This window comes from Leptotrichia sp. oral taxon 218 (assembly GCF_018128225.1).
In the GTDB taxonomy this organism is placed as follows: Bacteria; Fusobacteriota; Fusobacteriia; order Fusobacteriales; family Leptotrichiaceae; genus Leptotrichia.
Window position 1 is genome coordinate 1152204 of the sequence record NZ_CP072377.1, and the last position, 15062, is coordinate 1167265.

Below are 15062 nucleotides of genomic sequence, written 5' to 3' on the forward strand. Positions count from 1 at the left end.
CAATAATCCAAACAAATTTCATCTATTTTGTTAAATTACCATAAAAAGTAGCGCCTCCTTTTTTTTTTTAATTTTTATATTTTTGTAATCATTATAATTTTTCTTTTCACTTAAGTATACCACGAAAAAAGAAAAAAGCAATTAATTATAATTAATGGTTTAAAAAAATAGCAAGTATATATATTTTTTTATCTTTGAATAATAAATAATTAATTCATTAAAATTAAAAATATCAGGCAAATATTCCTGATATTTTTTAATATATATTTTATCTCCTTATTTTAGCTTAATCATTTTTCTTACTTAAAATTTCAAAAATAGCCGACATATCTTGTTCTCCATATCCTTCTTCTAAAGCTTCTGAATAACTTCTAGTTGTATCTTCAATTAGCGGTACAGTTTTTGCGTTTTTAGCTCCTTTTTCTACAAGTGGTAAAGTTTTATCAAAACTTCTATTGTAAACAGTTACATCAACAGAACCTTTTAATAAATTTTCTACCATAGGAGTTCCCATTTGCCCTAATCCTATCCAACCTATTTTAGCTATTATTTTATTTCTCCCTTCATAACTTTAACTAATAAATACACTTAACCAATCTAAATGTTCATTCATCATAAAATTTAGAAAAGTTTAAGCCAATATTTTTTCATTTATTTTATGAATTATCATATTTTAAATTTTTGATTATTCATAATAACATAATGAGATAAAAATATTAGAACATAATAAAATATTTTTATAAACAGACACAATTTTATATTTCTAAAAGTTTAAATTTATGATAAAACAAAATATAATTAGCAAAAATGATTATTTTGAAAGAATTTTCATAAAAAAAACCACCTTTTAGTATATTACAAGTGGTTTTTTTATATTATTTTCTCGCAGAAATCACATAAATTGGATTTTCCGACATCATCATGTTAAAATCCTTCACTTTTCTATTTTTTGCCACAATTATTTGAGAAATATCAATATCCTCAAATTTTGATTTTTTTAAGCATTCAAGTGCTTCAAATGTGTTTTCTAAAACGATAAAGTTCAAAGCGATTATTCCACCTTCTTTTAAATTTTCATAAGAATAATTAATAATTTCTGATAAATTTCCACCTGAACCACCGATAAACACTTTATCAAAAGTTATTCCTTGTGGTAAATCTTCTGGTGCTTTTCCAGAAATTACAGTCATATTTTTTATCTCAAATTTTTCCATATTTTGTTTTATTAAATCAACGGCTTCCTCTTTTTGCTCAATCGTGTAAACATGCCCATTTTTAGCAAATCTAGCCATTTCAATACTTACAGAGCCAGTTCCACCACCAATATCAATACACACATCTTCATCAGAAATTTCCATTTTCGCAATACTCACTGCTCTTATTTCTTCCTTTGTCATTGGAACTTTTCCACGAATAAAGTCCTTATCTTTTATATGATACATTTTCTCTCCATTTCTTACATTTAATTTTTTTATTTTGTTAAAAACCTTATTTTTATTACAAAAACTTTTAACCTTTTTTATCTTTTCAAAATCACAACATTCATTCCAAATTTCTCTTCATAATTTGCCAACTCTTTTGCCTTAAAACGATAAATTTTTTCATTTTCATAAGACAAATTTTCCCCAACAAAAATTTTCACATTCTCAAAATTATTTTCTAACAATTTTTGAGCAATTTTCTGTGGCGTATTTTCTTTAAAATCAGTCAATAATCCAATTTTTTCATACTCATTCAATTTTTCCACAAAATCGAATTCCTTCCCATGAACACTGGCAATACAAGCATCATACCAATATTCTGAAATTTTTGCAAACATATACTGAACCGATGAAATTCCTGGCACAACTTCTAGCTCTTCACTTTCAAAATATTTTTTCATAAAAGTTAAAAGGCTATAAAATCCAGTATCTCCAGATACAATCACAGAAATCTTTTTATTTCGATTCTCATTTATGAAATCCAGAACTTTTTGCAAATCAGCTGAAATATAGCAATATTCCTTATTCTTCGCATACTCTCCCAAACTTTCAATATGCCGCTTTCCCCCGACAATTACTTCCGATTCCTTAATTTTCTTCAAAACAATTGGTAATGTGTAATCTAAATTTCCAGGTCCTAACCCTAAAATTTGTATTTTTTCCATTTTCCCTCTTTTCAAAAAATATAATTTTTTATTATGTTTTTTTTCTTTAAAAATAAAAAACTAGAACTCTTTAAAAAAGTCCTTGCTTTGTCCAATAATTTTTTTCTCAGCTGATAAAATCAACGTTTCTACTTCCAAGTCCCAGCCATTTTTTCTGCAATGTTCTTCACATTTTTGCTTTGCCTTTTCAGCTAGTAAATTGAAAACTTCCTTTTTTTCAATATATCCAGAAGCTTCTTCAGTCGTATTCGAATCTAAAATTTTGTAAACATTTTCCAATTTTTCGCCAACTAATAGAGCATTTGCAGCTAAAATTTCCATTTTTGCATCAGAAACTCGGCTATGTGTGTGAAAAATTCCTCCTGCCACTTTTACAAATTTTCCCAATTCACCAATAAAATAAACTTTCTTAACTTCATATTCACAGGCTTTGTCAAACATATATCCAACAAAGTTACTGATTACAACCCCTTCTTCAGCTCTTTTAGGGAATTCCTTGCTCAAAAACATTTTTCCACGATTTCCAAAAAGAAAAATCGCTGTCTTTGTATTAAAATATGTCAAATTTTGCTTCAATTCTATTGCCAAAGAGGCTTTCCATGACTCTTCAGACATTGGTCGCACAATTCCCATTGTTCCAAGAATCGAGATTCCACCGATAATCCCTAATTTTGCATTCATTGTTTTTTTAGCAGCTTCCTCACCCAAAGGCACACTGATTTCAACATCAACTCCTTTTCCCTCTGGAAGAAACTCCTCAACAATACTTGTCAACATTTTCATTGGTGTTGGATTAATTGCTGATTTTCCAATTTCTACAGGAAGCCCAACTTTTGTAACTTTTCCAACTCCTTTTCCTCCAAAAATATTGATTTTATTATCTTTTCTAAAACTCACTTTTGAAACAATCTCCAAACCATGTGTCGCATCAGGGTCATCTCCCCCATCTTTCACAACAGTCACCGTCGCATAATCCTTCGTCTTTTCAAAAGATTTAATCCCAATTTTTATTCTCTTACCTGCTGGAACGTCTATTTCAACTTCTTCGATTTTTTCGACTTTTCCCAGCAAAAGTAACAATGCTGCTTTAGTCGCTGCCGTTGCTGAACTCCCAGTAGTATAACCATATCGCAATTTTCTACCGTTAAAATATACATAATTTTCCATTTTTTACTTCTCCAAAGTTATATTAAAATTCAAATTTTTTATTATTGAGGTTTATACCCAAAATTCAAAATGTATCGCAAAGTTTCTCCAGGAACTTTCGCTATTCCAAAATAACCAGGTCCAAGCGGTGTTTTTACCCCAAATCCAAATTTATAACTTTCTCTTTTTCTGCTTCCAAAATCAAAACCTTCATCTGAAATATAAGCTCGTGAATACATCGTATCCGCATACAAAATTTTAGAAATATTGTACTGCAATTTCACACTTCCAACAAATATGCTTTCTCCTCTGACTTTATCTGCAGGAAGTCCAAAAAATTCAAGTGAATTATCTTCTGTTTTTATTCCACCCAATTTAGGTTCGTATGTTTCAGGTATGTCGTTCCCTTTTACTGTTAAATATGAAACTTTTGGTGTAAATGTCAGTTTTTCTCCAACTGGAATATTTACTTCTCCTGTTTGATACAATGCATTAAAATTCGCATCTTTTGAATTTGAAAAAGTGTATTTTGAAGTAAAATAGATTCCTTTTGTTGGCGACTCAATTGAATTTCTCGTGTCGTAGGTCAAACTTGTCTCAAAAAATGGAAATCTCTTTTTCCCATTTTTTCTCTGATCTTGATTTTTTTCAACTTTTGAAGTTTGATAACCTCCTCCAGTAAAAAGCAATAAATTTTTTGAAATTTGAAATCCAACTCCAGTTTCTAAACTAAATTTTTTATTTACAAAATCATAATATCCATTTCCAAAATTTTGATTATAAATCATGTCTCTTTTATAATCCAAATTTCCTAGAATTAACACTTTTTCGTCTTTCCCAATTCCTAAAATTACGCTATTATTAATCCCATATTCATTTGATACTGTCGTATTTGAAGAATATCTAGCATTTATATCTCCTAAAACTTTATTTCCTTGAAATCCAAAATTAATAGTTGCTTTGTCTTCATTATTTATATTTCCATTCAAAGTTACATAATCACTTGGTTTTTCTTGAACATTAATCACAAGTTTATTATTTTTCACTTCGTAATATGCCGTTGTAAAATTCCCATTTTGATAAATTTCATTCACAATTTCTTCCATTTCAAGCCGATTCATATTTCCAAGTTTTTTCGGTAAAAATTTTTTAAAATAACTATCTTTATATTTTTTATTTCCTTCAATGTCGATACTCGTTATATTATACTCGTCAGTCCAAGTTTTTCTAAACTCTTTTCTTTTCTCTTCAAGCTCATCATAAAGTTTAGGATTTGATAATTCTCTTATTTTATCAATATTATCTCTTGCAATTTTTTCACCAGCTGCAATAATTTCCTTAACTTTTGAAAAATCGTACGCCTCAAATTTTTCCAAATCTGGTTTCATATACAAATCAAGCATTCTAATTTGACGCTCAACTTCCTGTCTACCCGCAATTGTTGATGAATCTGTTATTACATCAATCAAGTTCATTTTATTCTCATCTCTTTTTACAAATCCATCTCCAACATTAACTCCAATCGTATAATCAGCTCCCAGAACTTTTAAATCCTGTACAGGTAAATTTCTTACAACTCCTCCGTCAATGTAAAGTCTATCGCCACTTCTAACTGGCGCAAATATTGAAGGGAGCGACAAACTCGCACGAATAGCCGTTGCAATCGAACCCTTTGTAATCATAACTCCTTCTCCAGAATTTAAATCTGTCGCAACAGCTGCAAATTTTCTTGGAAATTTCGTAAAGTCATCAGTTCCAATTGCACCGTAAAAAAGTTCATTTAATTGCTGACTTGCAGTTTTTCCTCCAACTACGCCGACTGGCAATTTAGGCATAGCTTTTTTTCCAAGCGGCAAGACAATTGAATTTTGATCTTCAATCATATTTCTTGTAATTCCCTTATTCCGTCGCTCAATTTTATCGTTAAATAATTTCATCCAGTCCATATTTTCTGCAATTTCTTCAATTTCTTTGGGAGTGTAGCCAACACTATACATTCCCGCAATAATACTTCCCATACTCGTCCCTGTCACAAATTCCACAGGCACTTTTTCCTCGTCCAAAACTTTTAAAATTCCAATGTGAGCAAGTCCTTTTGCAGTTCCACCGCTAAGTGCAAGACCTATTTTCTTGTCTTTTTGAGGTATTTCATTTTTTTTATTTTCACTTTTTTTACTTTCGCTTCTTTCGTTTATATTTTTATCTTCTTTTTTCAAAAAATTTGTTTTCTCAAATTTTTCTAAATTATCTTTTCTAATGTTTTTAACATCTTTTATATTTTTCTCACTTTCGTCAGAAATTTTTTCAAGATTTTCTTTCGGATTTTCCAAAAAAATTCCTTTTTCGTCAGAAAAACTTAAATTTATAAGAAAAATAAAAAATATAAAAAAATAAATCATATTTTTTCTTTTCAAAATAAAAATCTCCTTTCTTTAAAAATATTAAAATTTGTTTTCTATTCTTAAAAACAGTATAACATTTTTTAATACTTTTTCAAAATACAAAAAAAAATAAATTACAAAAATATGTAAAAAATATTATTTTTAAATATTTTACAAAAAAATTTTTTAATGTTATAATATTTTATAAAATAAAAAATAATTATGGAGGTTTTTATGAAAAGAAGTTTATCTGGAATTCAACCCAGTGGAGTATTGCATATAGGAAACTATTTTGGCGCAATAAAACAGTTTGTGGAATTGCAAAATGAATATGAAGGTTTTTATTTTTTGGCAAATTATCATGCACTTACATCTTCGCCAAAAGGAGAAGATTTGAAAAATAATACAATAAATGTCATTTTAGACTATTTAGCTTTGGGACTTGACCCTGAAAAATCGACATTGTTTTTACAATCAGATGTGCCTGAGCACACAGAACTTTCTTGGATTTTATCAAATGTAACACCGATGGGACTTTTGGAAAGAGCTCATTCTTATAAAGATAAAACTGCCAAAGGAATAAAACCAAATGTTGGTTTATTTACTTATCCTGTACTTATGGCAAGTGACATTCTAATTTATTCGCCAGACATAGTTCCCGTTGGAAAAGATCAAAAGCAACATGTTGAAATAACAAGGGACATAGCAATAAAATTTAACGAAACTTATGGAAAAGAAGTTTTTAAATTGCCAAAAGAAAAAATAGTTGAAAATATGGCAACAGTTCCAGGAACAGACGGAGATAAAATGAGCAAATCATACGGAAATGTAATAAATATGTTTGGATCAAAAAAACAGCTAAAAAAACAAATAATGAGCATAGTTACAGATTCTACACCATTAGAAGAGCCTAAAAATCCAGATAACAATATAACAAAACTATATTCGTTATTTGCGACTGAAGAAGAAGTAAATGCGTTAAAAGAAAAATTTTTAGCTGGAAATTTTGGTTATGGACACGCAAAAACTGAATTATTTGACAAATTTATGGATTACTTTGCTCCATTTCAGAAAAAAAGAGAAGAACTTTTGCAAAATATGGATTATGTAAACGAAATATTGAAAAAAGGTGCGCTAAAAGCAAGAGAAATTGCAACTAAAAAGGTTGATGAAGTTAGAGATGTAGTTGGGATTATGAAAAAAAGTTATTAAAAATTCTTAAAAATATATGTTATATCATATAATATATAACAAGAAGTGAAAAATATGAGTAGATATTTTAGAGATTCTTTAAACGAATAATTATAAGATGAAAAATTTAGAAAAGAATACGAAAGTCTTGAAGCAGAGTTTCAAATTATAAAAGAAATTGTTGAAGCAAGAAAGGATAAAAATATCACACAAAAGGAATTGGCAGACTTAACTGGAATAACACAAGGAGATATAAGTAAAATCGAAAACGGAAATGCAAATCCTTCACTAAAAACATTAAAAGAATTGGCAGATGCATTTGGAAAGAAATTAGTGATTTCGTTTGAATAAATTTAATAAAAAAATTAAAGAATTTAGTTTAAATTGCTAAATTCTTTTTTACTATAAGATTATTTTAATTTATATAGTAATTCTTTATCTGATTAATTAATTTACAAAAAGACTATTATTTTAAAATTTTTAAACCGCACTGAAAATTAAATTAATTTTAATTTTAAAATAAGTTTAAAATAATTCGGGGGGGGGTATAATACTAACATAAACAACTTTTTTATAAGAAAATTAAAATATTGCTTTATAAAAAATTGTATATATTGAATCAAAAATATTAAAATAATAGAATAATATAATCTTTATTCTAAAAGAAGGAGTGTGCAATATTTTATGTTCTCATTGAATAAAAGAAATGGAAAAAATTTGAAATTTTTTAGCATGACAATATTTATCTTGTTTACAGTTAATACTTACACATATTGGGATTTTGATCCAAAAAGAGGGTATGGCGAATTAGATTATACCCCAGCATACGAATGTTACCGTTTTGATACAGGAAAGTTATGTGAAGAATCTACTCAAAATAATAATTCTAAATTAGACATTTCAGAAAATATTGATGAAATAATGAATAAAGTTTTAAATGGAAATGAAGAAATATTAAATCAATATTCATCAGATGAATTAAAAACTATTAGAAATACAATATATGCAAAAAAAGGATATATCTTCAAAAATAAAGATTTAAAAAAGTATTTTTCAAAAAAATCATGGTATAAAGGATATACTTCCGATGAAAACCAAATTTCACTTTCTTCTGATGAAAAAACATTTATAGATATAGTTAAAAGTTATGAATAAATTAATAGGAGGTAATAAAAATGAATGAAAGAATCAAATATGAATGCAGCTATTGTAAAACAAGAATAGGAACACAAGGTCAACCACCTAAAGGAAATAGTTGTCCTAAATCACCAAATAAAAAACATGATTGGAAAATAATAAAGAAAAATTATTAATAAAGATAAATTACAATTGATCTTAGAAAGGAAATTAAAATGGCAGATGGTAATAAAGACAAAGAAATTCTAGAATTAAAGAAAAAAATACAAGAATTAGAAAATAAATCCCCAAAAAAAATGAATAAAACATTTTTTTTAATATTTCTAGTAATTTTATTTTTTATAGTAGGAATATTATTCTTAAATAAAAATAAAAACAAAACAGAAGCTGTAAAAGAAAATACTGATCTTTCAGGAATTTCAATAGAAGGTCCTAAAAATAATGAAACTACTGCAGATGAAGATGAAGAGATTACTGATGTAGCTCCAGAGAAACCACAATATCAAAGCACAATCGAATTAAACGAGTATGAAACATGGGCATCAAGTCATCCTTATATGCCTAATTGTAGGGGACCAAGAGAAGCATATTTTGATGAAAATACAGGAACTGGTAAAATTAAATATACAAGATGTGTCTTTAATCCAGATACTTTGAAAAATAATTCTGGAGATCCTAAAGATGAATATTTGTGGCTAACTATAAAATTTCCTAATTTAACAAAAGAACATTTTGATTCATTAAAAAATTCTGAATTTACATTTTTTGATCCAGATAATGTCATTAATCAAGTAGAAGGTTCATTTTATGAGTATAGTGGTGCATGGATAACTAATCAAGAGATTACTAATATTAATTATGAAAGTTTTAAAGCATTAAAATTTTAACAATTTAAAAATAGAGAATCAAATTTAGAATATCAAATTCTCTATTTTTTATTCAAATTTTTTTATAGTTTTTTATACTTTTTTCTATAAAACTTCAAAAACTCCTCATCTTCAGCTAACTTTTTCTCAAATAAATCTTTCCGATTTTGAATAGTTTTCTCAATCGACTTCATCTGCCTAAACTCATCTATTTTTGCATGATTTCCACTCCTTAAAACCTCTGGTACTTCCATTCCATCAATTTCTACAGGTCTTGTATATTGCGGAAACCCTAAAAGTCCATTATAAAATGAATCCGTTTCAAAAGATTCTTTTTTTATTACACCATTTTTTATCCGAATGACAGAATCCATCAAAACTAGCGACGGCAAATCGCCACTGCTTAAAACATAATCTCCAATTGAAATTTCTTCGTCAACAAATTTATCAATAACTCTTTGGTCAAGACCCTCATAACGACCTGAAATCAGCACAATTTCATCTTTTTGAGAAAGTTCTGTAACTTTTTTGTGCGTCAATTGCTTTCCTTGCGGAGATAAAAATATTACATATGGTTTTTTTAATTCTGAATTTTCATTTTTAAAATATTCAAAATTTTCATAGAAATAATTCCAGTAGGCTTCTGGCTTTAAAACCATTCCAGCACCGCCACCAAAAGGGATGTCGTCCATTTGACTGTGTTTATTTCTTGCATAATCACGAATATTAATAATTTCGTAATCTATTATATTTTTATCAACTGCTCTTTTTAAAATAGTTTGTGATAAATACTTCTCAAAAAGTTCAGGAAATAAAGTTAAAACATTAAATTTCATTGTATTATTTCTCACTTTCTATCTCTATCTCATTCCGTCAATCAAATTTACTTCGACTCTTCCGTTTTCAAAATCTATTTTTTTGACAAATTCGTCAATCAACGGAATCATAATTTCTTTTTTAGTTTTTATATCTTCAACTATCAAAATTTCATGTGCAGCAGTTTCCATCACATCTGTAATTTCCCCAACTTTTTCATTGTCTAAAAAAACTTCTATTCCAAGCAAGTCTTTTATGTAAAACTCATCTTCCGTCTTTTTTGGCAGCAAATCTCTTCTTATTTTTAATTTAAATCCATTTAATTTCTGAGCTTCGTCAATATTTTTTATTTCTTCAAAATCTAAAATTGCTTTTTTTTCATTTAATCGTTTCACATTTTTTACACAAAGAATTTTTTTAATTTCTTCTTTTTCAAGCAAAACTCTCTCACCCTTAATTAACTCAATTTCCTCAAAAATCGAATTAATTTTCACACTTCCCCGTAAATGATGCGTTCCCACAATTGTCCCGATATTAATTAAATTTTCCATTTTTTTCAAAAAATTCTCACTTTCTTAAATTATATTAATTATAGTTCTTTTCTTAATTTCGTAAAATTTCTACTTTCTTCAGCAATCAATCTCAAATCTTCCAAATCCATATCCGAAGAATTTGCTGCGACAGCCGATAAAACTCCTTCCACAATTGGAGCATCAACAATTCTTGCGTCAACTTCCCCTTCCAATTCTTTTACCACTTGCATAGCATTAAAAATTGAACTTCCCATATCCACAAAAATTAATACTCCAGCGCCACTATCAGCGGAAATCACTGCATTTTTCATATTTTCTACATTTGTACCATAAACTTCCCTTTCAACATCTCCACCATTCACAATTGGAAAATCTTCCTGTCTTAAAACTTTTGCAAAATTAATAATTTCTTCAGCAAGTTTGTTATTATGACTCGCAACAACGACTCCAACTAAATTTTTATTTTTCATATTTTTACTTTCCATAGTTTTTCCCTTAATTTTTCCTTCCTTAAAAAATATTTAATTTTCTCCAAGTAATCTATCCAAAATTATTGACACTGCGCTTCTGACACACAAATGATTATATTTTGTTTTTCCACGAATAGGTTTTAAAATTTTATAAGACAAATCCATAATTTCATCAGTAAGTCCCCAACCCGTTCCAAATAAAATAAGATATGGTGCTTCGTCTTCTATCATCTCTTTTCCCAAAACATCGTAATCAACTGAATTTGAAAAGATTCTCGCAGAAGTTGTTATAATTTTTGGTTTTCTCCCTTCAAGTTTTTCAATTGTCTCAACCGAACTTTGCACAGAATCTTCAAGTTCCGTATTTTCAAACGCTTCGTTCCTATTTTTATTAAATTCTATTCCATCACCTTCAGTCCAGAAACCGATAATTCTACTTGTCAGCTCTTTTTGAGCATCAACAGGTGTTATAATAAAATATTTTTTTATATCATAAGTTCTACAAGTTCTTGAAATATCGTGTATATCAAAATTTGTAACCGAAGTCGCAACCACATCGCTATTTTTATTATATACAGGATAGTGAACCAATCCTACATAAATATTATTTCTCATTTTTTATTTTTTTTCCTTTCTTTTTTTAATTTTAATTTTAATTTTTTTTAGTTTTTTAATTTATTATCTTAAATATTGTTATTTTCTTTTTTATTCTTTTTTTTTAGTTTTTTATTTAAAAATTTTTTATTTTAAAAATTTTATAATTTTAGTTTTTTTTTAGTTTTTTAATTTATTATCTTAAATATTGTTATTTTCTTTTTTATTCTCTTTTTTTTAGTTTTTTATTTAAAAATTTTTTATTTTAAAAATTTTATAATTTTAGTTTTTTTTAGTTTTTTCAATGTCTCTTATAATTCTTTAATTTTTTAATTCTTTAATTTTTTAAATTAATTCTCTAATTCTTCGTTTTTTATTTTTCTATAACCTTTTATCATTTTATTATCTTCTTCATACGATGAAATCATTATAAACAAAAGTACCGTCTGAATCCAAAATATTGTAAAGTCCGTCAAATTGTGAAAGATTACTCCAACTATTAAAGCAATTTTTAAAATATTGTTTCTATCTTTTTTCAAAATTTCATATAAATATCTGAAAAAAACGGTCGCAAGTAAAATTGTTCCAATTAGTCCATAACTTAAAAGAAACTCTACAATTGCATTGTGCGAATGTGGATAGACATGGTTTGTGAACTTGTAATAAAAAAAGTTTCCGTGTCCATACAAAAAATTTGTTCTCTTAAAAGCTATAATTGCCATTTGCACAATTTCCACTCTCAGCCAAAAATATTCCACAAAAGTATCCATTCGAAGAAAAGGGAAAATATGAAGATAAACTCCCAAAATATAAACTAAAAGTACAAAAGTTCCAAAGATAAAATATCTTTTATCCAAAAAATAGAAGAGTAAAACAAAAATTCCTAAAATTACTGCAATTAGCGATGAACGAGAGCCACTTAAAAAAATTGTCGCCATATTTGAGAAAAAAAACAAAATATTTTTTTTATTTCTTTTTTCAAAAAATAAATATAAATTCACAATCGCTCCCATCATCATAACGCTTCCTAAATAATTCGGATTAAAAAATGCAAAATATCCAATTCTACCTTTTGTCAAAATAAATTCAACAATTCCAACCAAAAATGGAATTACCGAAAATTTTGAAATTATCTGTAAAATTTCCTGCTTTACTTCGACATCAACTTCCAAAGTATAATATCTTCCAACAATTAGGCACAGAAATATTGGAATTGCCACAAGCCCTAAAATATTTTTATAAAAGAGCGACATTATTATCGAAAATCCTAAAACAGCTCCAATTGTAACTAATGCCCTATCTTTCAATATTTTTTTATATTCTTTTGAGATAAAAATTTCAAACAGTATTAAGATGCTAAATAAAATTACTAAAATATAATGAATAAAAATAGAAGCTCCCAATAATAAATATAATTTTTCTAAATATTTTTGTCTTTTTATTATTTCCACTTTTTCTCCTTAAATTTTTAATTTTTATAAAACTCCCTGTTCAAAAGCATATGGAGTATATTTCCCAGTTTTTGTCGTCAAACTTTCAATAATTTTTTTTATTTCTTCTTCTGTCTCAAAAGTAAAATCAAGTCTTAACTCATCAAGTCCAAGCTCCAAAATTTCATCCAACTTAGGAATTAAATTCATAGGCTTGTTCAAATAAAGCTCAATGTTATCTAAATCATTTTTTGCAATTTTATATTTGTCATAAAACTCTCCCTCAAGCTCTTTATACTTTTCATTAAAAATTTTATGCTCGATATACATTCCCTTCAAATGACCATAAATCACAAGCCCTTTTTTTATTTTGTCAGTTTTTATAACTTTCAATTGCCGATAGCTTAGTTCAGGCGACAAAAATACAGTTTCCAAATTTAGAAATCGAGAAAAAACTTCTACTGTAAAATTGTTAAAAACATTTAAGTTCCAATCAAGTGATTGCCCTTTTAATCCATTTTTTTCGCCCATCACAACTTGATAAAGATTTGATGCCAAATTTGTGTTTATTTCTATTTTATCAAGATTCTTCTCTTTTGCCACATCAAACTGCTTTTTATAAATTTTAGCAATTCCAAGCTTACGACAAACTTTTTCCTGCTCTTTATTTGAAACAAGTGCAGAAAAAATAGGTTTTTTCACAACTTTTTCTTGCAAAAATTCATATTCTCTCTTTTCAGGTGCAACTCTTTTGTAAGACGCTAAAAGCTCTTTAGAAAGCTCTTGTGTGCACAATCTTTTTAAATTTTTAAGTTCACTAAATGGAATAAACGAATTTCCATCATAAATTATTTTAACATTTGCAAGTTCAAATGATGTATCGCCAAGTTCCGCAATTTTCTCAGCAATTTGCTCTTTTGAAATCATTTTTTTTGCAATTTCATCCAAAACAAAATTACTTTCTTTTGTGACCGTTATTTTTTCATTTTTCAAATTTTTAATCTCAAAAGTAAGTTTCAATTTTTTACCTTTTTCGGCAACAAATTCTGCATCAATGGCAGAAAATCTTTTGGAAACTTTTATATTGTGAATAATTTTGTCATTGAGTTCTTTAGAATAATTTTTATAAATATATTTTGTCCCTTTTGGAAGTTTTCCAATCGAAATCGTGTCATTTTTTCTAGCTTTTTGAACTTTTTTCCCATTAAAAATAATTTTATTGACATATTCTCCCGAAATCTTCTCAAAATTTTCATCAACAAATTGAACTCCGTCACCTAAAATTAACTCATCGTCAATTTTAAAATTATTCGACTCATCTAGCTTAACTCCCAAAAAATATCCAAAATTTGAAGAATACTTTTGATTCATAAGTTTGTTATCCAAATAAAAATAACCCTTGGAATATCCTCTGTTAAAAAGTTTATAACTTTCTGTCGGTCTAGGCGTTCCCTTTAAAATATTGTCGTAATAACTTACCGTTTCAAAGACATACTCGCTAGATTTTTTCCGTCCTTCAACTTTTAGCGCATCAACTCCAATCTCTTTTAACAAATTAATCTCTTTTTCCTGCAAAAACTGATCATTTGGACTCAAAAAATACGCACTTTTCCCATTTTCATCAGTAAATTTTTTTCTGCAAGAATAAGCGCAAAGTCCACGATTTCCACTTCTTCCGCCAATAAAGCTACTTATATAGCAATTTCCTGAATACGAGATACAAAGCGATCCTGACACAAAAATTTCTAGCTCAATATCAGTATTTTTTCTAATTTCTTTAATTTCCTCAAAAGATAATTCCCTTGCAAGACAAACTCTGCTAAGTCCCATTTCTTTTAACCTATTGGCTTCAATATGATTAGCAACCGTCATTTGCGTACTTGCATGAAGTTTTAAATTTGGAAAATTCTCTTTTAAAAATTTGACCAATCCTAAATCCTGCACAATAACTGCATCAACACCATATTCATACACTCTTTTTATGTTATTATACATACTTTTAATTTCACTGTCTTTTAAAATTGTATTAAAAGCCATAATCGCTTTAACACCGTGCAAATGTGCATAGTCAATCGCACTAAACACTTCTTTCATGTCCAAATTTTCATTATTTCTTCTGGCACTAAATCCTTTCAGACCAAAAAAAACTTCATTCGCTCCAGCCTTTACCGCCGCAACTAGTTTTTCATAATTTCCAGCTGGTGCTAAAATATTTAATTTATTATTTTTTTTAATCACTTCATTTTCTCTCCATAAAAATTTATTTTATTTATATTATACCAAATTAATTAACTTTTTCCAATAAATAAAAAATATAATATTTAATTTTTCAAAAAAAATTCTCCCAAATTT

Annotated in this window: 15 protein-coding genes and 1 pseudogene; 5 read left to right on the forward strand and 11 right to left on the reverse strand. The window is 27.6% G+C overall.

Annotated elements, in window-relative coordinates; all coding sequences use genetic code 11:
* Nucleotides 1-286 precede the first annotated feature (286 nt).
* From J5A73_RS05315 to J5A73_RS05335, 5 genes are all read right to left on the reverse strand, one after another.
* The gene (locus J5A73_RS05315) at nt 287-550 is read right to left on the reverse strand and encodes an NAD(P)-binding domain-containing protein (RefSeq protein ID WP_371813426.1); all 264 of its coding nucleotides are present in this window, start codon (nt 548-550) and stop codon (nt 287-289) included.
* A gap of 325 nt (nt 551-875) precedes the next feature.
* Complete coding sequence (gene cbiT / locus J5A73_RS05320; protein ID WP_146964998.1) at nt 876-1442, reverse strand: precorrin-6Y C5,15-methyltransferase (decarboxylating) subunit CbiT; 567 nt, start codon at nt 1440-1442, stop codon at nt 876-878.
* A gap of 77 nt (nt 1443-1519) precedes the next feature.
* The gene (gene cbiE, locus J5A73_RS05325) at nt 1520-2146 is read right to left on the reverse strand and encodes a precorrin-6y C5,15-methyltransferase (decarboxylating) subunit CbiE (protein WP_211613657.1); all 627 of its coding nucleotides are present in this window, start codon (nt 2144-2146) and stop codon (nt 1520-1522) included.
* Between the two features lie 60 nt (nt 2147-2206).
* A complete protein-coding gene (cbiD, locus tag J5A73_RS05330; protein WP_211613659.1) occupies nt 2207-3313 on the reverse strand; it encodes a cobalt-precorrin-5B (C(1))-methyltransferase CbiD in 1107 nt (368 codons plus the stop codon).
* A gap of 41 nt (nt 3314-3354) precedes the next feature.
* Nucleotides 3355-5706 (reverse strand): patatin-like phospholipase family protein, encoded by a 2352-nt coding sequence (locus J5A73_RS05335; protein WP_249069153.1) that lies wholly within the window; start codon nt 5704-5706, stop codon nt 3355-3357.
* Between the two features lie 201 nt (nt 5707-5907).
* Here J5A73_RS05335 and trpS point away from each other — a divergent pair, with 201 nt between their 5' ends.
* The 5 genes and pseudogenes from trpS (at nt 5908) to J5A73_RS05360 (ending at nt 8888) form a co-directional block, all read left to right on the forward strand.
* Nucleotides 5908-6885, forward strand: a complete 978-nt coding sequence (gene trpS, locus J5A73_RS05340) for a tryptophan--tRNA ligase (RefSeq protein ID WP_211613661.1) — start codon at nt 5908-5910, stop codon at nt 6883-6885.
* A gap of 126 nt (nt 6886-7011) precedes the next feature.
* Nucleotides 7012-7215, forward strand: a pseudogene (locus J5A73_RS10450) (helix-turn-helix domain-containing protein); the annotation flags it as partial.
* 333 nt (nt 7216-7548) lie between these two features.
* Nucleotides 7549-8019, forward strand: a complete 471-nt coding sequence (locus tag J5A73_RS05350; protein WP_211613663.1) for a YARHG domain-containing protein — start codon at nt 7549-7551, stop codon at nt 8017-8019.
* Between the two features lie 20 nt (nt 8020-8039).
* Entirely contained in the window at nt 8040-8177 is a 138-nt protein-coding gene (locus tag J5A73_RS05355) for a hypothetical protein (protein ID WP_211613666.1), read from the forward strand.
* Nucleotides 8178-8216: 39 nt separating this feature from the next.
* Nucleotides 8217-8888: a hypothetical protein gene (locus J5A73_RS05360; RefSeq protein ID WP_211613667.1), complete on the forward strand. Its 672-nt coding sequence runs from the start codon at nt 8217-8219 to the stop codon at nt 8886-8888.
* A gap of 62 nt (nt 8889-8950) precedes the next feature.
* On the opposite strand, the gene trmD is transcribed toward J5A73_RS05360, so the two are convergent.
* From trmD to J5A73_RS05390, 6 genes are all read right to left on the reverse strand, one after another.
* Nucleotides 8951-9703 carry a tRNA (guanosine(37)-N1)-methyltransferase TrmD gene (gene trmD, locus J5A73_RS05365; protein WP_211613669.1) on the reverse strand — a complete coding sequence of 251 codons (753 nt, stop codon included), beginning with the start codon at nt 9701-9703 and terminating at the stop codon, nt 8951-8953.
* A 24-nt stretch (nt 9704-9727) separates the two neighbouring features.
* Nucleotides 9728-10234, reverse strand: a complete 507-nt coding sequence (rimM, locus tag J5A73_RS05370) for a ribosome maturation factor RimM (protein ID WP_211613671.1) — start codon at nt 10232-10234, stop codon at nt 9728-9730.
* 38 nt (nt 10235-10272) lie between these two features.
* Complete coding sequence (locus J5A73_RS05375) at nt 10273-10701, reverse strand: PTS-dependent dihydroxyacetone kinase phosphotransferase subunit DhaM (RefSeq protein WP_249069154.1); 429 nt, start codon at nt 10699-10701, stop codon at nt 10273-10275.
* A 36-nt stretch (nt 10702-10737) separates the two neighbouring features.
* On the reverse strand, nt 10738-11301 hold the full coding sequence (locus tag J5A73_RS05380; protein ID WP_211613673.1) for an RNA methyltransferase: 564 nt from the start codon (nt 11299-11301) through the stop codon (nt 10738-10740).
* Nucleotides 11302-11630: 329 nt separating this feature from the next.
* Nucleotides 11631-12731 (reverse strand): O-antigen ligase, encoded by a 1101-nt coding sequence (locus J5A73_RS05385; protein WP_211613675.1) that lies wholly within the window; start codon nt 12729-12731, stop codon nt 11631-11633.
* A 24-nt stretch (nt 12732-12755) separates the two neighbouring features.
* Nucleotides 12756-14948 carry a U32 family peptidase gene (locus J5A73_RS05390; RefSeq protein ID WP_211613682.1) on the reverse strand — a complete coding sequence of 731 codons (2193 nt, stop codon included), beginning with the start codon at nt 14946-14948 and terminating at the stop codon, nt 12756-12758.
* Nucleotides 14949-15062: the final 114 nt, after the last annotated feature.

Excerpts from the sequence above, each read along its gene's own strand:
- cbiT (WP_146964998.1), bottom strand. The coding sequence starts at position 1,442 with ATGTATCATATAAAAGATAAGGACTTTATTCGTGGAAAAGTTCCAATG.
- cbiE (WP_211613657.1), bottom strand. The coding sequence starts at position 2,146 with ATGGAAAAAATACAAATTTTAGGGTTAGGACCTGGAAATTTAGATTAC.
- cbiD (WP_211613659.1), bottom strand. The coding sequence starts at position 3,313 with ATGGAAAATTATGTATATTTTAACGGTAGAAAATTGCGATATGGTTAT.
- trpS (WP_211613661.1), top strand. The coding sequence starts at position 5,908 with ATGAAAAGAAGTTTATCTGGAATTCAACCCAGTGGAGTATTGCATATA.
- J5A73_RS05350 (WP_211613663.1), top strand. The coding sequence starts at position 7,549 with ATGTTCTCATTGAATAAAAGAAATGGAAAAAATTTGAAATTTTTTAGC.
- J5A73_RS05355 (WP_211613666.1), top strand. The coding sequence starts at position 8,040 with ATGAATGAAAGAATCAAATATGAATGCAGCTATTGTAAAACAAGAATA.
- J5A73_RS05360 (WP_211613667.1), top strand. The coding sequence starts at position 8,217 with ATGGCAGATGGTAATAAAGACAAAGAAATTCTAGAATTAAAGAAAAAA.
- trmD (WP_211613669.1), bottom strand. The coding sequence starts at position 9,703 with ATGAAATTTAATGTTTTAACTTTATTTCCTGAACTTTTTGAGAAGTAT.
- rimM (WP_211613671.1), bottom strand. The coding sequence starts at position 10,234 with ATGGAAAATTTAATTAATATCGGGACAATTGTGGGAACGCATCATTTA.
- J5A73_RS05375 (WP_249069154.1), bottom strand. The coding sequence starts at position 10,701 with ATGGAAAGTAAAAATATGAAAAATAAAAATTTAGTTGGAGTCGTTGTT.
- J5A73_RS05380 (WP_211613673.1), bottom strand. The coding sequence starts at position 11,301 with ATGAGAAATAATATTTATGTAGGATTGGTTCACTATCCTGTATATAAT.